This window comes from Micromonospora fulviviridis (assembly GCF_014648395.1).
In the GTDB taxonomy this organism is placed as follows: Bacteria; Actinomycetota; Actinomycetes; order Mycobacteriales; family Micromonosporaceae; genus Micromonospora; species Micromonospora fulviviridis.
Window position 1 is genome coordinate 47,105 of sequence record NZ_BMRA01000012.1, and the last position, 23,299, is coordinate 70,403.

The following is a 23,299-nucleotide window of genomic DNA, read 5'->3' on the forward strand; positions in this document are numbered from 1 at the left end:
GGCCCGGCTCCGGCTCGACGCGCGGTGAGCCCGTGGTGAGCGGGGCCGGTGATCCTGGTCCGGCCCTGATCAGAAGCACGGATGGAGTGACCATGCGTTTCAAGATGAGCGTCGCGGTGGCGTCGGTCGTGGCCGCGATCGTCACGGCCCTGCCCGGCACGGCGTCCGCCGCGGGCGGCGACATCGCGCCCGGCGCCTGGGAGCCGGCCCCGCAGGCGGCGTTCGAGCTGCCGGCCGGAGCCCGCTGCGACTTCGCGGTACGGGTCGAACCCATCGTCGACGAGGTCCGAAAGCTGACCCTGGCCACGTACCCGGACGGCTCGCCGAAGCGGGAGCTGTTCACCGGCGCCCTCATCGACCGGGTGACCAACCTGGAGACCGGGGCCACGTCCACGGCGGACGCCAGCGGCACCGCGCTCGTCGTCTACGGCACGGACGGGTCGATGACCTGGTACGTGACCGGACCGGTGCTGCTCGGCTTCCGGGAGAACGCGGGCTCGCTGCCGAAGGGGCTGTGGATCGTCGACGGCCAGTTCACCGTGGAGTTCACCCCCACGTTCGAGAAGACCATCACAATGCTCCACGGCACGACCCACAACGTCTGCACGGACGTCGACTGATCCGGCGCGGCGACCGGGCGCCACCCGGTCGCCGCGTCACACCGCCGGCGCCTCGTACACCAGGGCCACGGCGATCCCGGTGAGCCCCTCGCCGCGCCCCGTGAAGCCCAGCCCGTCGGTGGTGGCGGCGGAGACGGTGACCGGCGCGCCGACCGCCGCGGAGAGCACGTTCTGCGCCTCGTCCCGGCGCGGTCCGATCTTGGGCCGGTTGCCGACCACCTGGACCGACACGTTGCCGATCTCGAAACCGGCCGCCCGGACCCGCCGGGCGCTCTCGGTCAGCAGGGCCACCCCGGACGCACCCGCCCACTCCGGCTGGTCCACCCCGAAGTTCGCGCCCAGGTCGCCGAGGCCGGCGGCGGAGAGCAGGGCGTTGCAGGCGGCGTGCGCCGCCACGTCGGCGTCCGAGTGGCCGGCCAGGCCGTCCTGGTCCGGCCAGTGCAGGCCCGCGACCCAGCAGGGCCGCCCGGCCGCGAAGGCGTGCACGTCGGTGCCGATGGCCACCCGAGGAACGATCATGAACCGAGGGTACGCGTCAGGCGCCGGTGGTCAGCAGGTACTCGGCCAGGGCCAGGTCGAACGGGCGAGTGATCTTCAGGGCCAGCTCCGACCCGGGTACGCAGACCACCGGGACGCCCAGCTTCTCGACCAGGCCGGCATCGTCGGTGAGCGGATCGCCGGCCGCCTCGTGGGCGGCGGTGAGCACCGACCGGCGGAAGCCCTGCGGGGTCTGCACCGCGCGCAGGGCCGCCCGGTCGACCGTGCCCAGGACCCGTTCGCCGGCGTCGACCTCCTTCACGGTGTCGACCACCGGCAGCACCGGGATCACCGCGTCGTGGCCGGCACGGACCGCCGCGGCCACCGACTCGACCAGCTCGGGCGGGGTGAGCGCCCGCGCCGCGTCGTGCACCAGGACGATCTCCGGCCCGGCGGGGACGGTGGCCAGCGCGGCGGCCACCGACGCCTGGCGCTCGGCGCCCCCGGGTACCACGGTGACCGGGGCCACCGGCGCGAGCATCGCCCGGACCGACTCGACGTCGGCGGCCGGGGCAGCCACCACGACGGTGTGCACCGAGGGCGCGGCGGCGATCCGGCGTACCGCGTGCACCAGCAGCGGCTCACCGGCGAGCAGCCGGAGCGCCTTGGGAGCGCCCGGGCCGAGGCGTACCCCGGCACCGGCCGCAGGAACGAGGACCGCGACGTCACCGCGCGGATTGAGCTGCGCGGTCACGTCGCGGTCCTCGGATTCGTTTGCTACGGCGTGGGTACGACGATGAGGTGTGGATCAGGCCTCGGTCAGCACCTTGTCGAGCAGCGTCTCCGCCTCGTCCTTGGTGCTCTTCTCGGCCAGCGCGACCTCGCCGACGAGAATGTCGCGGGCCTTGGCCAGCATGCGCTTCTCACCCGCGGAGAGACCCCGCTCCCGCTCCCGACGCCACAGGTCGCGGACGACCTCGGCGACCTTCAGCGGGTTACCGGAGGCCAGCTTCTCCAGATTCGCCTTGTAACGCCGCGACCAGTTGGTCGGCTCCTCGGTGTGCGGTGCACGGAGCACGTCGAAGACCTTGCCCAGGCCCTCTTCGCCGACCACCTCTCGCACACCCACGATCTCGGCGTTCTCAGCGGGCACCCGGACCGTCAGGTCACCCTGCGCGACCCTCAGGACGAGGTACTGCTTAGGCTCGCCCTTGATGACCCGAGTCTCGATTGCCTCGATGAGTGCGGCCCCGTGGTGGGGGTAAACAACGGTCTCGCCGACACTGAAAACCATAGGTTCGAAACCCCTTTCGCTGTGTCTAGGGTAACACGCTCAGGCACCGATGTCTCACCGCTGTCCTGACCGTTGGCGCAGCTCAGGGGCCCTGTGAGAGGTATTTCTTCAGCTTGACAGGCGGTCAAGCCGATGGTTTCGACACGCTCCGTGACCAACGGATGACAACCCGGTAAGGGTGACGGAAGCGTTCATATCTAGGGCGATGCGCTCCTTCCATGGTAGCTCCGGAATTCCACGTGCGCCCAGGTGTGGCGGTACGACGGCCGGTGCGGGACGCTGGGAACGGACGGACGTCCGCTCACCGAGACGGTTCCTGGGGGTCCGATGGGCATGCCTGACGCTGAAGGCCACGGGCCACCGGACGGGCTGCCCGACCTGCCCCCGGAGTGGGGTCGGGTGGTCGTCCCCGACGACGCCTCGGCGCTGGCCGAGGAGGCCCGCCAGGTCCGCCGCGAGCTGCGCGCGGCCCGGCGGCAGGCCACCGTGCGGCCCCGCCTCGGCCCGGGCGGCCGGCCGTCGCCCGGGCTGCCCGTGCTGCTCCTGCTGGTCGCCGTGCTGATCACCCTGACCGGGCTGGCCGCCGTCACCTGGCCCCGGTCGAACCGCTCCGGGGGCGCGCCCACCGTGCTGCCGTACCCGACGGCCCCGGTCGGGCCGCTGCCCGCGCTGGACCTGGTCGGTCCGGACGACGCGCCGGTGCCGCTGCGCAGCATGCTGCCCGCCATGATCATCCTGGTGGACGCCTGCGTCTGCGCGGAGGAGGTCGGCACCGCGGCGGCGACCGCGCCGCCGGGGGTGACCGTGGTCACCGTCACCGGGAGCCGCGACGCCGAGGCCGCCACCACCCCGGGGGTGCGGCCGCTCGCCGACCCGGCCGGCGGCCTCCGCTCCTACGTGCACCTCTCCGCCCACCCGGGCACCGCCGCCGCCCTGCTGGTGGACCGGCAGGGCACCCTGGTCCGGGTCGTGCCCGAGCTTGGCCCCGCGGCGGACTACCGCGACGACCTGGTGCGGCTGGCCGGCTGACCGCCGCTCAGGCCAGCGCCTCCAGCCGGGCGTCGAGGTCGACCTGGTCCCGCAGGGCGACGAACCGGACCAGCAGCGGCCCGCCGTTGGCGCCCACTACCGACACCGAGGCGGCGGCCGGCCCGCCGCAGCTCAGCACCTGCTCCGTCCCGTCGTCCGACGAACCGGTGAACCCGACGGCGACCGCGCCCGCGCCGGAGCAGCTGACCGTCAGCAGGAACCGGTTCCCGTCCGACGCGTTCGCCCGGCGGGTCACCGGGGCGCCGTCCGGCATCAGGCGGGACCGCTCCCGCCACACCTCGTACGAGACCTCGCGCCGCGCCACCCCGCCGGGCCCCTCGTGGATCACCACCGGCGCGTCCGGATCCGCCTCCGGCCCGGACAGCACGACCTGGTCCAGCACGCGCCCGGTCTGCGCGTCCACCACCGCCTGCAACCGGACCGGGGCACCGCTCGGGTCGACCCGGTAGCCGGGTTGGAGGAAGGCGCCGGTCGACGGAGCCGCACGGGGCTCGGTCCGCCCCAGCGCCGGCGACGCCGCCCGCCACCAGCCGGCGCCGGCCGCCAGCGCCGTCACGGTCAGCCCCACCAGCAGCACGCGCCGGATCCGCTCGTCAGGAGCCATGCGGGAAGCGTATCGGCGCGGGGCGGCGGCCACCGTCCCGTCAGCCGGTGCGCTCCAGCAGGGCCGCGTAGAGAGTGAGGCCCGGGCCGAAGGCCAGCATCACGACCCGCTCCGGCGGCGCCTCCGCCCGGGCCAGCCGGTCCAGGATCAGCAGCACCGTCGGGGACGAGCAGTTGCCGTGCTCGTCCAGGACGGCCCGGGACGCCGCGAGCCCCGCCGGCGGTAGGGCCAACTCCCGCTCCACCACGTTGAGGATGCGCGGCCCGCCCGGGTGCACCGCCCAGCCGTCCACCTCGGAGCGGCGCCACCCGTGCCGGGCCAGCAGGTCGTCGACCAGACCCCGGACGTGGCGCGAGAGCACCTGCGGCACCTTCGGCGACAGCCCCATCCGGAAGCCGGTGTCGGTGACGTCCCAGGTCATGTGGTCGGCCGTCGAGGTGTCGGTGACCGAGGTGACCTCGCGCAGCGCGTACCCCCGGCCGCCGGGGACGACCACGGCGGCGACCGCGGCGTCGGAGAAGAGCGCGTGCGAGACGATCTGCTGCGTGTCCACCCGCGCGCCCGGCGGCTGGATGTGCAGGCTGGTCAGCTCCGCGCAGAGCAGCAGCGCGGGGCGGCCCCGGGCGGTGACGAAGTCGCTCGCCGCGCCGAGCCCGGGCAGGGCCGCGTAGCAGCCCATGTGCCCGACGAACATGCGCTGGGTGTCCGGGGCCATGCCCAGGTCACGGGCGAGCAGGATGTCCAGCCCCGGGGTGGCGTACCCGGTGCAGGAGCAGACCACGAAGAGGCCGATGTCACCGGCGTCCAGGCCGGCGGCGGTCAGCGCCCGGCTGACCGCCTCCTTGCCCAGCGGCAGCGCCTCGACCTGGTAACGCCGCATCCGGCGTTCGGTGGGCCACTCCGAGACGTCCTCCAGCAGCGGGTTCACCGCCGCCTGGCGCCGGGACACCCCCGAGTTGGCGAAGATCCGCTCGGCCAGCGCCCGGGTGGTCCCGGAGAAGTGCTTCGCGAAGAAGCCCGCCCACAGCTCGTCCTGCGCGGCGGACGGCGGTTGCGCCGTACCCAGACCCGCGATCACTGGCACGCCCATGTCCCCCACCTCTCGTCCCCCATCCCCACGCTTCACCAACGAGGCGTCGAGCCGTCGCGGTCCGGGTCGCCGCCGAGCGCGGCGATGCCGAGCCAGTCGGCGCAGACGTCCGAGGTGGCCGGATGGAGCGAGCCGCACCGGGCGTCCCGGTAGAGCCGCTCCAACGGATGCCCCCGCCGGGTGGCCGAGGTGCCGGCGGCCTCCAGCATGGACGCCGCCACCTCGGCGACGGTGGTGCCAGCCAGCAGCTTGGCCCGCCACACCCAGCGGTTGGTCTCCGCGTCGCCGGGCGCCTCGTCGACCCGGCGGGCCGCCTCGGCGACCACCAGTTCGGCCGCCGCCACGGCCGCGTCCGCCCGGCCCAGCCGCGCCCGGACCGCCGGCAGGCCGGCCAGGTCGCGCGCGTTCAGGTGCTCGGCGGCGGCGTCGATCGCGGCCCGGGCCACCCCGACGTAGACCGCCGCGTAGCTGGCCACCAGCCAGTGCGGCATGAGCTGGGCGACCACCAGCGCCAGGCCCTCCACCCCGCCGAGCAGCCGGTCGGCGGGGACGGTCACGTCCAGGTGCAGGTCGTGCGAGGAGGTGGCGCGCATGCCCAGCGAGTCCCAGGTCGGCTCGACCGTGAGCCCCTCCCCCGCGGGAACCAGGAACTGGGAGACCACCGACTGGTCGGCGGCGCTGCGGGCGGCCACCAGGTAGCCGTCCGGGTGGCCGGCGCCGGAGCAGAAGGTCTTGCTGCCCTTGATGTGCCAGCCGCCCTCGACCGGCTGGTAGACCGTGCTGAGCTGGGACAGTCGGGCGCCGGCGCCGCGTTCGCTCATGGCCACCGCGTACCAGGCACCCTCGGCCGCCGCACGGAGCAGGCGGTCCCGGGCGGCCAGCGCCTCGTCCGGTACGCCGAGCGCCTCGGCCAGTTCCTCGGTGACCGCGCCCAGCGCGCCGGTGACCGAGGCGTGCATGTTGAACACCAGCGCGGTCGCGCCGTTGCCCCGGGCCAGTTCGGTGGCGACCGCCGCGTACTCGGCGAAGGTGGCCCCCATGCCGCCCAGTTCGCGCGGCACCATCAGCCCGAACAGGCCGGCCACCCGGAGGTCGGCGAAGTCGTCGACCGGGAACGAGCCGTCCCGGTCGTGGTCGGCCGCGCGAGCGGCCAGTCGCGGCGCCAACCTGCGGGCCGCCTCCAGCGCGTGCACAGTCATCTAGCCCCCTTCTCGGCGTCCCTTTACCCCGGGCGGCCCCCGCTACCCGCTCCGCCGCCCGCGGCCCTGGTAGAGCACCGCGGTCGACCAGGTCGGCACGATGCGCGGCTCCCTCCGGGTGGGACGGTCGGCGCCGCGCCACCGGCGCAGCAGCCAGGCCAGTGTCCCGCCCAGCTCGGGCCGGATCCCGCGCAGACGCAGCGCCACGCCGTGCCGGGCGCATTCCGCCACCAGCGCGCGGGCGTCCACGAACAACCGTGGATCGTGGATGCCGCGCGGCACGGTGGGCAGCCGCTCGCCGAGCTCCACGGCGACCAGCCGGGCCAGCAGGGTGTCGTTGAGGGTGTCCAGCACCAGCAGCCCGCCCGGCCGCAGCAGCCGGCACGCCTCGGCCACCGCGCGCCGCCAGTCCGGCACGTGTTCCAGCAGCTCGCCGGCGGAGACCACGGCGGCGCAGCCGTCCGGGAGCGGGACCGCGGTGGCATCGCCCTGGACCACCGTCACGCCGTGCGCGGCGGCCTGGTCGAGGGCGGAGCGGGTCAGGTCCACCCCGACGTGCCGGTAGCCCTTCCCGGTCAGGTGCGGGGCGAGCAGCCCGGCGCCGCAACCCAGGTCGACCAGCAGGTCGTCCCTTTCGGACGCCGGGGGCACCAGGGCCGCGCGGGACTCGGCCAGCCAGTGCAGCATCGCGAACGCGCCGTCCGGTCGCCACCACTCGCCGGCCAGGTCGTCGTACTGGCGGGGGTCGTTGGGCGGCAGCACCCGGGGCGGGGTGGACACCGGGGCCGCGTTCCGCATGGACCGAGCGTGGCACGACTCCCCGGTAACGACCAGACTTCCCTTATGTCGATGTCGGTGTTAGGGCTGGTCAGGGCGAGCCACCCGGAACCGGCCGCCGCGGTCACCGTGGTGGCCGCGTTGCTGGCCCGGGGTGTCGGGCACGACCCGGCCGGGATCACCGTCGTCGCGCTCACGGTGCTGGCCAGCCAGCTCGCCGTGGGCTGGAGCAACGACCTGATCGACGCCGACCGGGACGCCACGGTGGGGCGTACCGACAAGCCCGTGACCACCGGCGCGGTCTCCCGGCGGGCCCTGGCCCGCGCCACCGTGCCGGCCGCCGTCGCCACCCCGCTGCTGGCGCTGGCCACCGGCCCGGCGGCGGCGCTCTGCGCCACCCTCGGCCTGGTCTCGGCACTGCTCTACAACTGGCCGCTGAAGTCGACCCCGGTGTCGGTGCTGCCCTACGCGGTCTCGTTCGGCGCGCTGCCCGCCTTCGTGGTGCTGGCCCTGCCCGGCGCGCCCGCGCCCCCGGTCTGGCTGGTCGCGGCCGCCGCGCTGCTGGGCGCCGGGGCGCACTTCGCCAACGTGCTGCCCGACCTGGCCGACGACGCGCGGACCGGGGTGCGCGGCCTGCCCCACCGGCTGGGGCCGGCGGGCAGCCGGGGGGCCGCCGCCGGGCTGCTCCTCGCGGCCACCGTCGTGCTGGTCCTGGGGCCGCCCGGGCCGCCGTCGTGGGCCGGCCTGTCGGCGGTGGCCGCCGCCGTCGGCGTGCCGGCCGTCGGCTGGTACGCGGGACGCACCGCGGCCGGGGCCGGCGGCCGACAGGTGGCCGCCTTCCGGGCGGTGCTGGTGGTGGCGCTCATCGACGTGGTGCTGCTGGTGGCGAGCGGCCGGGTGGTCTGACGGTTCCCCACGTAGGTGGCATTACCGGGTCGGCGTGCGGGCCTCGATCAGCTCCAACTACCCTGGAGCGCGGTCTGCGCGGGTATGGCCACCCCGTGTCCGGCGTCCGGCCGGGCGGGGATCGTGACGAGGAGGACCGACGTGACGCGCTCGATCAGGGGTTCCGGGCGGGCGGCCCTGCTGCTGGCCGGCACGGCGGCGGCGACGAGCCTGCTGCTGTCCGGGTGTGGCACCGGCCAGGTGGCCGAGACCGCCAACAAGATCCCGTCGGTGCAGGGCGTCAACGTCCAGACCCCCGACAACCTCTACAAGGTGCGCGGCCTCTACCTGGAGTTCCCCGGCCCCGAGGGCTACAAGGCCGGCGCCGACGCGCGGGTCAACGTCGTGCTCTACAACGACAGCCGGGAGCCGGTGACCGTGACGGTCACCACCGACAGCGCCCGGGAGGTCCTGCTCAGCGGCGCCGGGACGAGCAGCGAGGGGGCGACCCCGACCGGCTCGCCGACCGAGCCGGCCTCCGCGTCGCCCACCGCGACCGACCCGAGCGCCTCGCCGAGCCAGTCGCTCGGCACCAGTGAGTCGCCGTCGGCCAGCGGCTCCCCCTCGGCCAGCGGCTCCGCCTCGGCGAACCCCTCGCCGTCCGCCAGCTCGGCCCCGGGCGGCCGGCCGGCCCGGTTCGAGATCCCGGCCCTGGGTTACGTCCAGCTCACCGCCGGCAGCGCGCAGTCCCTCCGGCTCGTCGGCCTGAACCAGGCCCTGCTCGTCGGCCAGCCGGCAAACCTGACCTTCGACTTCGGTGACGGCAAGGTGATCAAGACCGGCGCGGCCGTCGGCGTACCGCTGACCCCGGCCGCACCGCCCTCGCCGGTGGTGCAGCCCCGCGAGGAGGAGGGTGGCGCCGGCCACCCGGGTGGCCTCATCGAGGGCGAGAACCACAGCTGACCGCCCGCTCCCGCTTCGACGACACCGCCGGTGTGGCCAGCGCCACGCCCGGCGGTGTCGCCGTTTCCGGGTGGGCTTTCGTCGTACCGTCCGGTTAGCGTCCTGGGGTGAGCACGCCCCGATCGACCTCCCCCCGCGCCACCGCCGGCCGCGCCCGCGGCGCCGCCAAGGAGCCGCGCCCGGCCTACGAGTGCGACGCCTGCGGCCACCAGCCGCCCAAGTGGGTCGGGCGCTGCCCGGAGTGCGGCGAGTGGGGCTCGGTGGTCGAGTGCACGGTGACCGGCCCGCTGGTGTCCGGCCGGGTGGTCAGCTCCCGGATGCCCGCCGAGCCGGCCCGCCCGATCGCCACCATCAGCGCCGCGCCCGCCCGGGCCCGCGCCACCGGGGTCAGCGAGCTCGACCGGGTGCTCGGCGGCGGCCTCGTCCCCGGCGCGGTGGTGCTGCTCGCCGGCGAGCCCGGGGTCGGCAAGTCCACCCTGCTGCTCGACGTCGCGCAGCAGTGGGCGGCCAACGCGGGCAGCCCGTCGCTGGTGGTCAGCGGCGAGGAGTCGGTCAGTCAGGTGCGGCTGCGCGCCGAGCGGATGGGCACCCTGCACGAGCAGCTCTACCTGGCCGCCGAGAGCGACCTGTCGGCGGTGCTCGGGCACCTCGACGCGGTCAAGCCGGGCCTGCTGGTGCTCGACTCGGTGCAGACCATCTCCACCCCGGGCACCGAAGGCGTGCCGGGCGGGGTGACCCAGGTCCGGGCGGTCACCGCGGCCCTGGTCGCGGTCGCCAAGGAACGCGGCATCGCCACCGTGCTGGTCGGGCACGTCACCAAGGACGGCCAGGTCGCCGGTCCTCGGGTGCTGGAGCACCTGGTCGACGTGGTGCTGCACTTCGAGGGCGACAAGCACTCGTCGCTGCGCATGGTGCGCGGGGTGAAGAACCGGTTCGGCGCGGCCGACGAGGTGGGCTGCTTCGAGATGCACGAGGGCGGCATCAGCAGCCTGGCCGACCCGTCGGGCCTCTTCCTGACCCGCTACTCGGAGCCGGTGCCGGGCACCTGCGTGACGGTGGCCATGGAGGGTCGGCGCGCCCTGGTCACCGAGGTGCAGGCGCTGATCGGTGCCACGGTCGCCGGCTCTCCCCGGCGCACGGTCTCCGGGCTGGACGGCGCCCGGCTGGCCATGGTGCTCGCGGTGCTCCAGCGCCGCACCGAGCGGCTCACCCTGCACGACCGCGAGGTCTTCGCCGCCACGGTGGGCGGCATCCGGGTGGTCGAGCCGGCGGCCGACCTGGCCGTGGCGCTGGCGGTCGCCTCGGGCGGGCTCAACCTGGCCCTCAACCCGCACCTGGTGGCCATCGGCGAGGTCGGGCTCACCGGCGAGGTCCGCCGGGTCGGGGCGGTGCCCCGCCGGCTCGCCGAGGCGGCCCGGCTCGGCTTCCGGCTGGCCCTCGTGCCGCCCGGCTGCGGCCCGGGCAGCAGCGGAGTGGCCCCGGAGAACATGCGGGTGACGGAGGTCACCGACGTCCGGGCGGCCCTCCAGGCTGCCGCGCGCGCGTCGGCCGAGTGACGGTCCGTAGGCTTGCGGTGGGACTGGCCGGGCGATTTCGGACAGCCGGCACAGCGGGGTGGCGACCGGGGGAGCCGGACATCGTGACACATCACAGTAACCACGAGAGCACCCACCGCACGGCAGTCCGTAGACTGTGCCCGTGCCGATCGACCGCGATGCCACCAAGCCCGCCGCGACGACGCCGCACGCCCGCACCGGCGCCGTGGGCTCCCCTGCCCGTGCCATCAGCGTGAGCGTCACCGGAAACGTCGGCGGGGCCGGCGGCGACCCGTTGCGGGCCAACCTCGCCCTCATGGCGCCGGGCACCGCGCTCCGCGACGGCCTGGAGCGGATCCTGCGCGGCCGCACCGGCGCGCTGATCGTGCTCGGCTACGACAAGATCGTCGAGCAGATCTGCACCGGTGGCTTCCCGCTCGACGTCGAGTTCTCCGCGACCCGGGTCCGCGAGCTGTGCAAGATGGACGGGGCCGTGGTGCTCTCCAGCGACGGCACCCGGATCGTCCGGGCCGCCGTGCACCTGATGCCCGACCCGTCGATCCCCACCGAGGAGTCCGGCACCCGGCACCGCACCGCCGAGCGGGTGGCCCGGCAGACCGGCTACCCGGTGATCTCGGTCAGCCAGTCCATGCGGATCATCAGCCTCTACGTCAACGGCCAGCGGCACGTGCTGGACGACTCGGCGGCGATCCTCTCCCGGGCCAACCAGGCGCTGGCCACCCTCGAGCGCTACAAGCTCCGGCTGGACGAGGTCTCCGGCACGCTCTCCGCCCTGGAGATCGAGGACCTGGTCACCGTCCGCGACGCGGTGGCCGTGGTGCAGCGGCTGGAGATGGTCCGTCGCATCGCCGACGAGATCGCCGGCTACGTGGTCGAGCTGGGCACCGACGGCCGGCTCCTCGCCCTCCAGCTCGACGAGCTGATGGCCGGCGTGGACGCCGACCGCACCCTGGTCATCCGGGACTACCTGCCGGTCGGCCGGAAGTCGCGCACCCTCGACGAGGCCCTGGTCGAGCTCGACCTGCTCAGCGCCACCGAGCTGATCGACCTGGTCGCGGTGGCCAAGGCGATCGGCTACCCGTCCGCCTCCGACGCGCTCGACGCCGCGGTGAGCCCGCGCGGCTTCCGCCTGCTGGCCAAGGTGCCCCGGCTCCCCGCGGCCGTGGTCGACCGGCTGGTGGTGCACTTCGGCAGCCTCCAGCGGCTGCTCGGCGCGACCGTGGAGGACCTCCAGGCGGTCGAGGGGGTGGGCGACGCCCGCGCCCGGGGTGTCCGCGAGGGGCTGTCCCGCCTTGCCGAGGCGTCCATCCTGGAGCGCTACGTCTGACCGGCGTCAGCCGGTGATGGTCAGCTTCACCGGCTCGCTGAGCTTGGTGCCCACCCGGGCGAAGACCTGGTACGTGCCGATCGGGGCAAAGCTGCCGCTGGCCACACCGTTGGCGCAGCTGTTGTCCAGCTTGCCGTTCCAGCCCAGCTCGTAGGAGCGCTCGAAGTTCGGCGTGAACGACTGCACGTCCGAGCCCTTGCCGGTGCCGCAGGTGTCCGAGGACCAGATCCGGTTCGCGCCGGCCTTGATGTAGAGCTCCTGGAGGTCGGCCCCCACGTCCCGGCTGCAGGTGCGCTCCGAGATGTTCTTGATCTTGAGGCGGAGGGTGACCACCGTGCCCCGCTGGGCGGTGGCCGGCAGCGCCACCGGGGTCACCCGGATCTCCGAGTCGGCGCAGGTGCCGTCGTCGGCCACCGGGGCGGCCGGCGCGCCACCGTCGTTCGTGCCGGTGCCGTTGTTCGTCCCCGGGCCGCTGCCGTTGTTCGTCCCACTGCCGTTGTTCGTCCCACTGCCGTCGCCCGTGCCGCTGCCGCCACCCGAGTCGCCCGGGGTGGGCGAGGGGCTGCCTGACTGCGGGGTCAGTAGCGAGCCGGTCGGCCCCGGGGCCGCCGTGCTGCTCGGTGACACACCGCCGGCGGACCCACCGGTGTTCCGGTCGGGACCGGTGCAGGAATAGAGCAGGACAATCACAAAGAGCAGCGCGGCGCCGAGTACGACGGCGCGACGCCGCCAGTACACGGTGGGAGGCAGAGGGCCGACCGTCAGACGCATGATGCGTTCACCGTAGCGGCGCGACGCCCGGCCCGCTGGCGCGACGCGCCGGTGACCCTTCGCCCGGCCCCGCCGAAGCTCCACAGTGGATGCGAACCACGGCCGCTCAGAGGTAGACCTTGCGCTGGTAGACGGCGTGCGCCCCGGCCACCCGGTCGAGGAAGAGCAGGCCGGCGCAGTGGTCGATCTCGTGCTGGAGCGCCCGCGCCTCGAACCCGTCGGTGACCAGCCGCACCGGGTCGCCGCTGCCCGGCAGCACGCCCTCGACCACCAGGCGGCTGGCGCGCTTCACGTCGCCGGTCAGGTCGGGCACCGACATGCAGCCCTCCCGCCCGGCCTTCCAGCGGCTCGCCTCCACCACCGTGGCGTTGCAGAGCACGAAGGTGCCGTGCACGGTGACCGCCTTCGGGTGCCCGGTCACGTCCACGGCGAACACCTGGGCGCTCACCCCGACCTGCGGCGCGGCCAGGCCCACGCAGCCCGGCGACACCCGCATGGTGGCGACCAGGTCCGCGGCGAGTTGGACCACCTCGGCCGAGGTGGGGTCGACCGCCGGCCCGGGCCGACTGAGCACCGGATCGGGCGCGGACACCACCGGGCGTACGTCGCCGGCGAGGCCGAGCTTCTCCGGGGTCCAGCCGCCCAGGCCGGCGTACTCCTCCGCCGTCACAGCAGGTCCGTGTCCGCCGGGCGGAGGCTGACCCCCACGCCCAGCTCGGCAGCGGTACGGGCGAGCCGGCCGGCCACCTCGTCGGCGCTGCCCGCCGGCAACTCGACCTCGGCGACCACCACGTAGAGCGAACCGGTCAGCCGGGTGCTCAGGTCGGTCACGTTGCCGCCCGCGTCGGCCAGCACCCGGGTCATCGCCGCCACGATGCCCATCCGGTCCGCGCCGTGCACCGCCATCACGTACGGCTCGCCGGTGGGCTCGGCCTGTCCGTCGGGGGTGACCGCGCGTACGGTGGCCAGCAGCTGGCCCTCGGCGGCGAGCGGGGCAAGCGCGGCCTCGACGTCGGCGGCGGCCGGGCCCACGCAGATCAGGGTCATCGCGAAGTGTCCCCGCAACCGGGTCATCGTCGAGTCGGTGAGGTTCGCGCCGAGCCGCGCGAGGACCTCGGCGACGTCGGCCACGATGCCCGGCCGGTCCCGGCCGATGACGGTGATCGCGAGCTCGTTCATCCGGACATTCTGCCCGGTCACCGCCGGTCCGCCGCGACGGCCCGCCCGCCCCGCCCAACCTGCGGGAAAGGCGCCCGTGACATCATCGGCGACGCCATGTCTGAGCCCACCTTCGCCACCCTGGTCAGCCGGTGGTACGAGCACAACGCCCGCGACCTGCCGTGGCGCGAGCCGGGTGTCGGCGCCTGGGCGATCCTGGTCAGCGAGGTCATGCTCCAGCAGACGCCGGTGGTCCGGGTGCTGCCCGCCTGGGAGGCGTGGCTGGCCCGCTGGCCGACCCCGGCCGCGCTGGCCGAGGACAGCCCGGCCGAGGCGATCCGGATGTGGGGCCGCCTCGGCTATCCCCGCCGTGCCGTACGCCTGCGCGACTGCGCGGTGGCCATCGTGGAGCGGCACGGCGGCGAGGTGCCGGAGCGGCTCGACCAACTGCTGGCGCTGCCCGGGGTCGGCACGTACACGGCACGGGCGGTCGCGGCCTTCGCGTACGGGCAGCGGCACCCGGTGGTGGACACCAACGTCCGGCGGGTGGTGTGCCGGGCCATCGCCGGCGAGCCCGACGCCGGACCGGCCACCCGCCCCGCCGACCTGGTCGCCACCGAGGAGTTGCTGCCGATCGAGCCGGCCGCGGCGGCCCTGGCCAGCGCGGCGTTCATGGAGCTCGGGGCGGTGGTGTGCACGGCCCGCGCCCCGCGCTGCGCGGTGTGCCCGGTCGAGTCGGTCTGCGCCTGGCGGGCCTCCGGCCAGCCGGCCCCGGCCGGGCCGACCCGCCGCCCCCAGCGCTACGCGGGCACCGACCGCCAGGTGCGCGGCCTGCTCCTCGCCGTGCTGCGCGACGCTCCCGGGCCGGTGCCGCACCAGCGGCTCGACCAGGTCTGGCACGACGACGTGCAGCGGGCCCGGGCGCTGGCCGGGCTGGTCACCGACGGCCTGGTGGAGCCGGTCGGTGAGGAGTCCTTCCGGCTGATCGGCGACGGCCCGCCGGTCCCGCTCCCCCGCCCCTGACACACCTGACCTCCGGGCAGGAGAAAAGGCGACGGCCCCGGAGGCTTTCGCCTGCCGGGGCCGTCGCCCTCGATCAGTTGCCCGAACTTACGCGGCGTCGTCCGCGCCCGTGGCGGCGGTGCCGCCGAGGTCCGCCGGGACCGCGTCCGGAACGGCCACCGGCCGGTCGGCGCCCCGGAAGACGAGCTTGGACTTGTCGATGTTTTCCGGGTCGCCCTCGCAGTCCACCACCACGATCTGACCCGGGGTCAGCTCGTTGAAGAGGATCCGCTCGGACAGGTTGTCCTCGATGTCGCGCTGGATCGTGCGACGCAGCGGCCGCGCGCCCAGCACCGGGTCGAAGCCCTTCTTCGCCAGGTACTTCTTGGCGTTGTCGGTCAGCTCCAGGCCCATGTCCTTGTTCCGGAGCTGCGTCTCGATCCGCTGGATCATGATGTCGACGATCGAGAGGATCTCGTTCTCGCGCAGCTGGTGGAAGACGATGGTGTCGTCGATCCGGTTCAGGAACTCGGGCCGGAAGTGCTGCTTGAGCTCGTCGTTGACCTTCTGCTTCATCCGGTCGTAGTTGGACTCGGAGTCCTCAGAGGCCTGGAAGCCCAGCGACACCGCCTTGGCGACGTCCCGCGTGCCGAGGTTGGTGGTCAGGATGATGACCGTGTTCTTGAAGTCCACGATCCGACCCTGGCCGTCGGTGAGCCGCCCGTCCTCCAGGATCTGGAGGAGCGTGTTGAACACGTCCGGGTGGGCCTTCTCGATCTCGTCGAAGAGGACCACCGAGAACGGCCGGCGACGCACCTTCTCGGTCAGCTGCCCGCCCTCGTCGTAGCCGACGTAGCCGGGAGGGGCACCCACGAGCCGGGACACCGTGTACCGGTCGTGGAACTCGGACATGTCCAGCTGGATGAGGGCGTCCTCGCTGCCGAACAGGAACTCGGCGAGCGCCTTGGAGAGCTCGGTCTTACCGACGCCGGACGGGCCGGCGAAGATGAACGAGCCGGACGGGCGCTTCGGGTCCTTCAGGCCGGCCCGGGTACGCCGGATCGCCTTCGAGACCGCCTTGACCGCGTCCTCCTGGCCGATGACGCGCTTGTGCAGCTCGTCCTCCATGCGCAGCAGGCGCGAGGTCTCCTCCTCGGTCAGCTTGTAGACCGGGATGCCGGTCCAGTTGCCGAGCACCTCGGCGATCTGCTCGTCGTCGACCTCGCTGACGACGTCCAGGTCACCGGCCTTCCACTCCTTCTCCCGCTGGGCCTTCTGCCCGAGGAGCTGCTTCTCCTTGTCGCGGAGCTGCGCGGCCCGCTCGAAGTCCTGCGCGTCGATCGCGGACTCCTTGTCGCGGCGGACCTGGGCGATCCGCTCGTCGAAGTCGCGCAGGTCTGGCGGCGCGGTCATCCGGCGGATGCGCATCCGGGCGCCGGCCTCGTCGATCAGGTCGATCGCCTTGTCCGGCAGGAAGCGGTCGGAGATGTAGCGGTCGGCCAGGGTGGCGGCAGCCACGAGAGCCGCGTCGGTGATGCTCACCCGGTGGTGCGCCTCGTAGCGGTCCCGCAGGCCCTTGAGGATCTCGATGGTGTGGGCCAGCGACGGCTCACCCACCTGGATCGGCTGGAAGCGGCGCTCGAGAGCGGCGTCCTTCTCCAGGTGCTTGCGGTACTCGTCGAGGGTGGTGGCGCCGATGGTCTGCAGCTCGCCACGGGCCAGCATCGGCTTGAGGATGCTGGCGGCGTCGATCGCGCCCTCGGCGGCACCCGCACCCACCAGGGTGTGGATCTCGTCGATGAACAGGATGATGTCGCCGCGGGTGCGGATCTCCTTGAGCACCTTCTTGAGGCGCTCCTCGAAGTCACCGCGGTAGCGGGAGCCGGCGACCAGGGCACCGAGGTCGAGGGTGTAGAGCTGCTTGTCCTTCAGAGTCTCGGGCACCTCGCCCTTGATGATCTTCTGGGACAGGCCCTCCACCACGGCGGTCTTGCCGACGCCGGGCTCACCGATCAGGACCGGGTTGTTCTTGGTCCGGCGGGAGAGCACCTGCATGACCCGCTCGATTTCCTTCTCGCGCCCGATGACCGGGTCGAGCTTGCCCTCGCGGGCGGCCTGGGTCAGGTTCCGGCCGAACTGGTCCAGCACGAGGCTGGTCGACGGCGCGGCCTCGCCCGGCGCGGCGCCCGCCGCGGCCGGCTCCTTGCCCTGGTAGCCGGAGAGCAGCTGGATCACCTGCTGGCGGACCCGGTTGAGGTCGGCGCCGAGCTTGACCAGCACCTGGGCGGCGACGCCCTCGCCCTCACGGATCAGGCCGAGCAGGATGTGCTCCGTGCCGATGTAGTTGTGGCCGAGCTGCAGCGCCTCGCGCAGCGACAGCTCCAGCACCTTCTTGGCCCGCGGCGTGAACGGGATGTGCCCGCTCGGCGCCTGCTGGCCCTGGCCGATGATCTCCTCGACCTGCTGACGGACGCCCTCCAGGGAGATGCCGAGGCTCTCCAGGGCCTTTGCCGCGACACCCTCACCCTCGTGGATCAGGCCCAGCAGGATGTGCTCCGTACCGATGTAGTTGTGGTTGAGCATCCGGGCCTCTTCTTGGGCCAGGACGACAACCCGTCGCGCTCGGTCGGTGAACCGCTCGAACATGCCCTCGTGCTCCTCACGTGCCGTGCGCCTTGATGGTCAGATCTCGGCGGGGCCGGTGCGCGGACGTCCGGGACGGGCGTCCGTGCCTCCTTACTCTATCGCCGCGGACCGACTCCGCTGAGGTCGTGTGTCCTCGCGAATGGCCGTTCACGCGTCGTTTCTGACAACCGTCCGCGCTCAGGAGGTGTTCCGGTACCCCAGCCTGTACGCGCAGAGCGAAATTCGACCGCCGGTGGAAAAGCCCGGTCGAGGGGCTCGGGGCGGGGGCGTCGGCGCCCGGCCGCGGTCTTCCACAACCTGTGGACAGAATCTCCACCGCCTGTGGACAACTCGCCGGGGGCCAGGTTTCTTCCCGGGCCGGAGCGCCCTGCGGGGCGGCCGGGCGCGGACCGGACAGACGGCGCAGCCGGGCGGAAACGGGCGACGCCGGCCCGGAGTGGCACTCCGGTCCGGCGTCGTGTCGCCCGCTGCGGGGGTCGTCGGGTCAGTGCCCCGCCTTCGCGTGGTACTCGTCCACGATCTCCTGCGGGATGCGCCCCCGGTCGGAGATGTCCTTGCCGGCCTTCTTGGCCCAGGCCCGGATTGCCTTGTTCTGCTCGCGGTCGGCGGTCGCGCCGCCACGACCGCGCGCGGCCCGGCCACCCACGACCACCCCGCCGCGACCGACCTTGGTCCCGTGCGCGATGTACTGCGCGAATACGTCACGCAATTTTTCAGCGTTGGAAGCCGAGAGGTCGATCTCGTACTGCACACCGTCGAGCGCGAACTTGACGGTCTCGTCAGCGTCCCCGCCGTCCAGGTCATCGACCAGCTTGTGAATGATCTGCTTGGCCACGTCCCACATTCCTTTCGAGCAGGGTTGCGCCCCTGTAATACAGGAGCACAATAACCCGCCCGCGGCTTGCCTCGTCAATAGGATGCGGTAACGACCCGGAGAAGCTTCTGTGCTACTCCGGCCGGACCAACGGGAACAGGATGGTTTCCCGAATTCCCAGGCCGGTCAGCGCCATCAAGAGCCGGTCGATTCCCATTCCCATACCACCGGCCGGGGGCATTCCGTACTCCATCGCCCGGAGAAAGTCCTCGTCCAGTCGCATGGCCTCGTCGTCGCCCCGGGCCGCGAGCTGCGCCTGGGCCACCAGCCGCTCCCGCTGCACCACCGGGTCGACCAGCTCGGAGTACGCGGTGCCCAGCTCGAAGCCGAGCACGTAGAGGTCCCACTTCTCGGCCAGGCCCGGCTCGCTGCGGTGCGCCCGGGTCAGCGGGCTGGTCTCCTCCGGGTAGTCGCGGACGAAGGTGGGCGCCTGCAGGGACGGGACCACCAACTCCTCGAACAGCTCCTCGGCCATCTTGCCCGGGCCCCACTTCGGGTCGACGGAGAGGCCGACCTTGTCCGCGTACTCGACCAGGCGGGCCCTTTCGGTGCGGACCGTGACCTCCTCACCGAGCGCTTCGGAAAGAACACCGAACAGCGACACCGAGCGCCACTCGCCGCCCAGATCGAACTCGCGGCCGTCGGCGTGGGTGACCACCGTCGAGCCGGCGACCGCGAGAGCGGCCTGCTGCACGAGATTTCGGGTCAGCTCGGCCATGGTGTTGTAGTCGCCGTACGCCTGGTAGGTCTCGAGCATCGCGAACTCGGGCGAGTGCGAGGAGTCGATGCCCTCATTACGGAAGTTGCGGTTGATCTCGAAGACCCGGTCGACGCCGCCGACGACCGCCCGCTTGAGAAACAGTTCCGGCGCGATTCGCAGATACAGATCGGTGTTCAACGCATTGCTGTGGGTCACGAATGGGCGCGCCGCCGCGCCACCGTGCAGCAGCTGGAGCATCGGGGTCTCGACCTCGATGTAGTCCTGCGCGTGCAGGGTGTCCCGGAGGCTGCGCACCGCGGCGGCCCGGGTGCGGACCATCTGCCGGGCCTGCGGGCGGACCACCAGGTCCACGTAGCGCTGGCGGACCCGGGCCTCCTCGCTCAGCGGCTTGTGCGCCACCGGCAGCGGGCGCAGCGCCTTGGCCGTGACCGCCCACTCCTCGACCAGCACCGACAGCTCGCCGCGCCGGCTGGTGATCACCTCACCGGTCACCCCGACGTGGTCGCCCAGGTCGACCAGGCGCTTCCAGTCGTCCAGCCGCTCGGCGCCGACCCGGTCCAGGGAGAGCATCGCCTGGAGTTCGGTGCCGTCGCCGTCCCGCAGGGTGGCGAAGCAGAGCTTGCCGGTGTTGCGTACGAAGATCACCCGGCCGGTGACCGAGACCCGGTCGCCGGTGGCCGTGTCGGTGGGCAGCTCGGCGTACCGCTCGCGGATCTTCGCCAGGGTGCTGGTCCGCGGGAAGCCGACCGGGTACGGCTCGACGCCCTCGGCGAGCATCCGGTCCCGCTTCTCCCGGCGGACCTTCATCTGCTCCGGAAGGTCGTCGGCGGGGTCTACTGGCAGGGCGTTCTGCTCGGTCACGGCACGCTTCCTCAGACGGAGAATTCGGGCGGGGTCAGGCCCCGAGCGTACTCAAGGGCCCGCCGGGTCGTTACGGGATAACCTGCCCGCCATGACCGACCCCACTGAGGCCCTCTCGTTCGGCGCCGCCGCGGCCGACTACGACCGCTACCGGCCCCGCTATCCCGAGGCCGCGCTGCGGTGGGCGCTCGACGACCTCACCCCGCCGGCCCGGACCGTCGACCTGGGCGCCGGCACCGGGATCCTCGCCCGCGGCCTGCTCACCCTCGGGCACGAGGTCACCGCCGTCGAGCCCGACCCGGGGATGCGCGCCCAGTTCGAGGCCGCCACGCCCGGCGTCGCCGCCCGGGCCGGCAGCGCCGAGTCGGTCCCGCTGCCCGACGGGTACGCGGACGCGGTGCTGGTCGGCCAGGCGTACCACTGGTTCGACCGGGAGCGGGCGCACCCGGAGATCGCCCGGGTGCTGCGGGCCGGCGGGATCTTCGCCGCGGTGTGGAACCTCCGGGACGACCGGGTCGGCTGGGTGACCGAGCTGAACCGGATCGCCGAGATCGGCGACACCGTCGACCACCTCCGCGCCACCGTGACCGGCTTCGGTCCCCGGTTCACGGCGCCCGAGTGGGGCGCGTTCGACCACGCCACCACTCTTACCCCGGACGAGCTGCTCGGCATGGTGCGCACCCGCTCGCACTACCTGACCGCCGCGCCGGACCGGCGCCGCGAGGTCGACGCGGAGCTGCGCGACCTCCTGGCCACCCATCGGGACCTGGCCGGCCGGGACACCGTCGACCTTCCCTACCGCACCCTGGTCGTCCGGGCCCGGCGCCGCTGACCCCACGCGGCCGGGACCCGGGCCGCCCGGGCGCACGCCACCGGCCACCACGCGGCCGGCCGCCGCACTAGCCTCGCCCTCATGACCGACGTCACCCAGGCGCTCTCCTTCGGCGCCGCCGCCGCCGAGTACGACCGGTTCCGCCCCCGCTATCCGGAGGAGGCGCTGCGCTGGGCGCTGGACGGGCTGGCCGCCCCCGCGCGGGTGGTGGACCTCGGCGCGGGCACCGGCATCCTCACCCGCGGCGTGCTCGCGCTCGGCTCCGACGGCTCCGGGTCGCGGCGCGGCGAGCTGGAGTTGTCGCAGGTCGTACCCGTGGAGCCGGATCCCGGGATGCGGGCGCAGCTGGCGGCCGCCACGCCGGGCACGACGGCGCTGGCCGGCAGCGCCGAGGCGATTCCGCTGCCGGACGGGGCGGCCGACGCGGTGCTGGTCGGCCAGGCCTACCACTGGTTCGACCGGGAGCCCGCGCACGCCGAGATCGCCCGGGTGCTGCGCCCGGGCGGCACCTTCGCCCCGATCTGGAACGTCCGAGACGAGGGCGTGGACTGGGTGGCGGAGCTGAGCCGGGTCGCCCACCTCGGCGACAACGCCGGCAACGTGGTGGAGAAGTACGCCGACTTCGGCCCCGCCTTCACGCCGGTCGAGCTGGGCGAGTTCGCCCACACCGCCACGCTCACGCCCGAGGAGGTGGTCGCCATGCTGCACACCCGGTCCTACTGGCTGACCGCCACGCCGGCCGAGCGGGACCGCGTCGACCGAGGGCTGCGCGAACTCTTCGCCACCCACCCCGACCTGGCCGGCCGGGCCACGGTCGAGCTGCCCTACCGCACCCTGGTGCTGCGCTCCCAGCGGCGGTGAGGCTCAGTTGTTGCGCTCGTAGACCATCCGCAGGCCGATCAGGGTGATCATCGGCTCGTGGTGGGTGATGGTGCGGCACTCGCTGAGCACCAGCGAGGCCAGGCCGCCGGTGGCGATCACGGCCTTCACCTCGCCCAGCTCCTCGGTCATCCGCTCGACGATCCGGTCCACCTGGCCGGCGAAGCCGAAGTAGAGGCCGGCCTGGAGGCACTCGACGGTGTTCTTGCCGATCACCGAGCGGGGCCGGGTGGCCTCCACCTTGCGCAGCTGGGCGGCGCGGGCGGCGAGCGCGTCGAAGGAGATCTCGATGCCCGGCGCGAACGCGCCGCCGAGGAACTCGCCCCGGCCGCTGATCACGTCGAAGTTGGTGGTCGTGCCGAAGTCCACCACGATGCACGGCCCGCCGTAGAGGGTGTACGCGGCCAGGGTGTTCACCACCCGGTCCGCGCCGACCTCCTTGGGATTGTCGATGGCGAGCTGCACGCCGGTGCGAACCCCGGGCTCGACGATCACGCTGGGCAGGTCGGCGTAGTAACGGGCCAGCATGGTGCGCAGCGAGCGCAGCGCGGCCGGCACGGTCGAGCAGGCGGCCACCCCGGTGATCTCCACGGCGTCACCGGCGAGCAGTCCCCGGAACATCAGACCCAGCTCGTCCGCGGTGGAGCGGGCGTCGGTCTTGATCCGCCAGTTGTGCACCAGCTTGTCGCCGTCGAAGGTCGCCAGCACGGTGTTGGTGTTTCCGATGTCGATGCAGAGCAGCACAGCGGCAGCCTAAACCGTCATTCCTCGCGCAGATCCAGGGCGATGTCCAGGATCGGCGAGGAGTGGGTCAGCGCGCCGACGGAGAGGAAGTCGACGCCGGTCGCACCGTACTCGGCGGCCACCGGCAGGGTGAGCCCGCCGGTCGCCTCCAGCTCCGCCCGGTCGCCCACGGCGGCGACGACCTCGCGCAGCTGCGCCGGGGTCATGTTGTCCAGCAGCAGGAAGTCGGCTCCGGCCTCGACCGCCTCCACCGCCTCGGCCAGGGTGTCCACCTCCACCTGCACGGGGACGTCCGGGAACGCCTCCCGGACCCGCCGGAAGGCCGCCCCGATCCCGCCCGCGGCCACCTTGTGGTTGTCCTTGATCATGGCGACGTCGTGCAGGCCCATCCGCTTGTTGGTGCCGCCGCCGGCGCGGACCGCGTACTTCTCCAGGGCCCGCAGGCCGGGGGTGGTCTTGCGGGTGTCGAGCACCATCGCCTTGGTGCCGGCCAGCGCGTCGGCCCAGGCCCGGGTGTGGGTGGCCACCCCGGACATCCGGGAGAGCAGGTTGAGCGCGGTCCGCTCGGCGGTGAGCAGCAGCCGGGTCGGGCCGGTCACGGTGGCCAGCACGTCGCCGCGCGCCACCCGCTGCCCGTCGTGGGCCACCAGCGACACCTCGACGGTACGGTCCGCCCCGGTCACCTCGCCCACCAGCTCGAACACGGCGGCGGCCACCGGCAGCCCGGCCACCACGCCGTCGGCGCGGGCGACCAGGTCGGCGGTGTCGTTCTGCGCGTCCGGGATGGTGGCGACGCTCGTGACGTCGAGGAAGTCCGCGCCCAGGTCCTCGGTGAGCGCGTCGACGATCACCTGCCGGACCCGCTCCGGGTCCAGGCCACCCGCCCGCAGCAACCCCTCGGTCGACTCCCTCACTTGTGCCTCCTTCGTTCGCGACTGCGGGGCTTGCAGGACCAGCTCACTCCTCGCG

24 protein-coding genes are annotated in these 23,299 nt (G+C 73.5%); 9 read left to right on the top strand and 15 right to left on the bottom strand.

What is annotated here, in order from left to right; translation table 11 throughout:
* The first annotated feature begins 92 nt into the window (after positions 1-92).
* Positions 93-620: a hypothetical protein gene (locus IEY96_RS26950; protein ID WP_189197619.1), complete on the top strand. Its 528-nt coding sequence runs from the start codon at positions 93-95 to the stop codon at positions 618-620.
* A gap of 36 nt (positions 621-656) precedes the next feature.
* Here IEY96_RS26950 and ispF read toward each other — a convergent pair whose 3' ends face one another.
* The 3 genes from ispF to IEY96_RS26965 are packed head-to-tail and all read right to left on the bottom strand — an operon-like array spanning position 657 to position 2,391.
* Positions 657-1,139: a 2-C-methyl-D-erythritol 2,4-cyclodiphosphate synthase gene (gene ispF / locus IEY96_RS26955; protein ID WP_189197620.1), complete on the bottom strand. Its 483-nt coding sequence runs from the start codon at positions 1,137-1,139 to the stop codon at positions 657-659.
* A 16-nt stretch (positions 1,140-1,155) separates the two neighbouring features.
* Positions 1,156-1,851 (bottom strand): 2-C-methyl-D-erythritol 4-phosphate cytidylyltransferase, encoded by a 696-nt coding sequence (gene ispD, locus IEY96_RS26960; RefSeq protein ID WP_189197621.1) that lies wholly within the window; start codon positions 1,849-1,851, stop codon positions 1,156-1,158.
* 54 nt (positions 1,852-1,905) lie between these two features.
* On the bottom strand, positions 1,906-2,391 hold the full coding sequence (locus tag IEY96_RS26965; protein ID WP_007073334.1) for a CarD family transcriptional regulator: 486 nt from the start codon (positions 2,389-2,391) through the stop codon (positions 1,906-1,908).
* 327 nt (positions 2,392-2,718) lie between these two features.
* On the opposite strand from IEY96_RS26965, the gene IEY96_RS26970 reads away from it, so the two are divergent.
* The gene (locus IEY96_RS26970) at positions 2,719-3,420 is read left to right on the top strand and encodes a hypothetical protein (RefSeq protein ID WP_189197622.1); all 702 of its coding nucleotides are present in this window, start codon (positions 2,719-2,721) and stop codon (positions 3,418-3,420) included.
* Positions 3,421-3,427: 7 nt separating this feature from the next.
* Here the strand turns inward: IEY96_RS26970 and IEY96_RS26975 are convergent, their stop codons facing one another.
* From IEY96_RS26975 to IEY96_RS26990, 4 genes are read right to left on the bottom strand one after another with little or no spacing between them, the layout of a single operon-like run.
* A complete protein-coding gene (locus IEY96_RS26975) occupies positions 3,428-4,045 on the bottom strand; it encodes a hypothetical protein (protein ID WP_189197623.1) in 618 nt (205 codons plus the stop codon).
* Positions 4,046-4,085: 40 nt separating this feature from the next.
* The gene (locus IEY96_RS26980; protein WP_189197624.1) at positions 4,086-5,135 is read right to left on the bottom strand and encodes a type III polyketide synthase; all 1,050 of its coding nucleotides are present in this window, start codon (positions 5,133-5,135) and stop codon (positions 4,086-4,088) included.
* A 32-nt stretch (positions 5,136-5,167) separates the two neighbouring features.
* Positions 5,168-6,334, bottom strand: a complete 1,167-nt coding sequence (locus IEY96_RS26985; RefSeq protein WP_189197625.1) for an acyl-CoA dehydrogenase family protein — start codon at positions 6,332-6,334, stop codon at positions 5,168-5,170.
* 42 nt (positions 6,335-6,376) lie between these two features.
* Positions 6,377-7,132 carry a methyltransferase domain-containing protein gene (locus IEY96_RS26990; RefSeq protein ID WP_189197626.1) on the bottom strand — a complete coding sequence of 252 codons (756 nt, stop codon included), beginning with the start codon at positions 7,130-7,132 and terminating at the stop codon, positions 6,377-6,379.
* A gap of 45 nt (positions 7,133-7,177) precedes the next feature.
* On the opposite strand from IEY96_RS26990, the gene IEY96_RS26995 reads away from it, so the two are divergent.
* From IEY96_RS26995 to disA, 4 genes are all read left to right on the top strand, one after another.
* On the top strand, positions 7,178-8,017 hold the full coding sequence (locus IEY96_RS26995; RefSeq protein WP_189197627.1) for a UbiA family prenyltransferase: 840 nt from the start codon (positions 7,178-7,180) through the stop codon (positions 8,015-8,017).
* Between the two features lie 141 nt (positions 8,018-8,158).
* Positions 8,159-8,959 carry a hypothetical protein gene (locus tag IEY96_RS27000; RefSeq protein ID WP_189197628.1) on the top strand — a complete coding sequence of 267 codons (801 nt, stop codon included), beginning with the start codon at positions 8,159-8,161 and terminating at the stop codon, positions 8,957-8,959.
* Positions 8,960-9,066: 107 nt separating this feature from the next.
* A complete protein-coding gene (radA, locus tag IEY96_RS27005) occupies positions 9,067-10,515 on the top strand; it encodes a DNA repair protein RadA (RefSeq protein WP_189197629.1) in 1,449 nt (482 codons plus the stop codon).
* A gap of 142 nt (positions 10,516-10,657) precedes the next feature.
* A complete protein-coding gene (gene disA / locus IEY96_RS27010) occupies positions 10,658-11,842 on the top strand; it encodes a DNA integrity scanning diadenylate cyclase DisA (protein ID WP_189197630.1) in 1,185 nt (394 codons plus the stop codon).
* A 6-nt stretch (positions 11,843-11,848) separates the two neighbouring features.
* Here disA and IEY96_RS27015 read toward each other — a convergent pair whose 3' ends face one another.
* The 3 genes from IEY96_RS27015 to IEY96_RS27025 all read right to left on the bottom strand — a co-directional run bounded on the left by IEY96_RS27015 (position 11,849) and on the right by IEY96_RS27025 (position 13,792).
* On the bottom strand, positions 11,849-12,613 hold the full coding sequence (locus IEY96_RS27015) for a hypothetical protein (protein ID WP_189197631.1): 765 nt from the start codon (positions 12,611-12,613) through the stop codon (positions 11,849-11,851).
* Between the two features lie 106 nt (positions 12,614-12,719).
* Positions 12,720-13,283: a peptide deformylase gene (locus IEY96_RS27020; protein WP_189197632.1), complete on the bottom strand. Its 564-nt coding sequence runs from the start codon at positions 13,281-13,283 to the stop codon at positions 12,720-12,722.
* Positions 13,280-13,792 carry a glycine cleavage system transcriptional repressor gene (locus IEY96_RS27025; RefSeq protein ID WP_189197633.1) on the bottom strand — a complete coding sequence of 171 codons (513 nt, stop codon included), beginning with the start codon at positions 13,790-13,792 and terminating at the stop codon, positions 13,280-13,282. The genes IEY96_RS27020 and IEY96_RS27025 overlap by 4 nt, the downstream gene beginning before the upstream one ends.
* 96 nt (positions 13,793-13,888) lie before the next feature.
* On the opposite strand from IEY96_RS27025, the gene IEY96_RS27030 reads away from it, so the two are divergent.
* Entirely contained in the window at positions 13,889-14,794 is a 906-nt protein-coding gene (locus IEY96_RS27030; protein WP_189197634.1) for an HhH-GPD family protein, read from the top strand.
* 87 nt (positions 14,795-14,881) lie between these two features.
* On the opposite strand, the gene IEY96_RS27035 is transcribed toward IEY96_RS27030, so the two are convergent.
* The 3 genes from IEY96_RS27035 to lysS all read right to left on the bottom strand — a co-directional run bounded on the left by IEY96_RS27035 (position 14,882) and on the right by lysS (position 19,875).
* Entirely contained in the window at positions 14,882-17,419 is a 2,538-nt protein-coding gene (locus IEY96_RS27035) for an ATP-dependent Clp protease ATP-binding subunit (protein ID WP_189197635.1), read from the bottom strand.
* A 484-nt stretch (positions 17,420-17,903) separates the two neighbouring features.
* Entirely contained in the window at positions 17,904-18,254 is a 351-nt protein-coding gene (locus IEY96_RS27040) for a histone-like nucleoid-structuring protein Lsr2 (RefSeq protein WP_091267630.1), read from the bottom strand.
* Positions 18,255-18,366: 112 nt separating this feature from the next.
* Positions 18,367-19,875, bottom strand: coding sequence for a lysine--tRNA ligase (lysS, locus tag IEY96_RS27045; protein WP_189197636.1), 1,509 nt, complete (start codon positions 19,873-19,875; stop codon positions 18,367-18,369).
* Positions 19,876-19,966: 91 nt separating this feature from the next.
* Between lysS and IEY96_RS27050 the strand changes: the two genes are divergently transcribed.
* Positions 19,967-20,707: a class I SAM-dependent methyltransferase gene (locus IEY96_RS27050; protein WP_189197637.1), complete on the top strand. Its 741-nt coding sequence runs from the start codon at positions 19,967-19,969 to the stop codon at positions 20,705-20,707.
* Between the two features lie 81 nt (positions 20,708-20,788).
* Entirely contained in the window at positions 20,789-21,568 is a 780-nt protein-coding gene (locus IEY96_RS27055; protein ID WP_189197638.1) for a class I SAM-dependent methyltransferase, read from the top strand.
* Positions 21,569-21,571: 3 nt separating this feature from the next.
* On the opposite strand, the gene IEY96_RS27060 is transcribed toward IEY96_RS27055, so the two are convergent.
* Together IEY96_RS27060 and nadC are read right to left on the bottom strand one after the other, a co-directional pair.
* The gene (locus IEY96_RS27060; protein WP_107078335.1) at positions 21,572-22,330 is read right to left on the bottom strand and encodes a type III pantothenate kinase; all 759 of its coding nucleotides are present in this window, start codon (positions 22,328-22,330) and stop codon (positions 21,572-21,574) included.
* Between the two features lie 17 nt (positions 22,331-22,347).
* Positions 22,348-23,244 carry a carboxylating nicotinate-nucleotide diphosphorylase gene (nadC, locus tag IEY96_RS27065; protein WP_189197639.1) on the bottom strand — a complete coding sequence of 299 codons (897 nt, stop codon included), beginning with the start codon at positions 23,242-23,244 and terminating at the stop codon, positions 22,348-22,350.
* Positions 23,245-23,299: the final 55 nt, after the last annotated feature.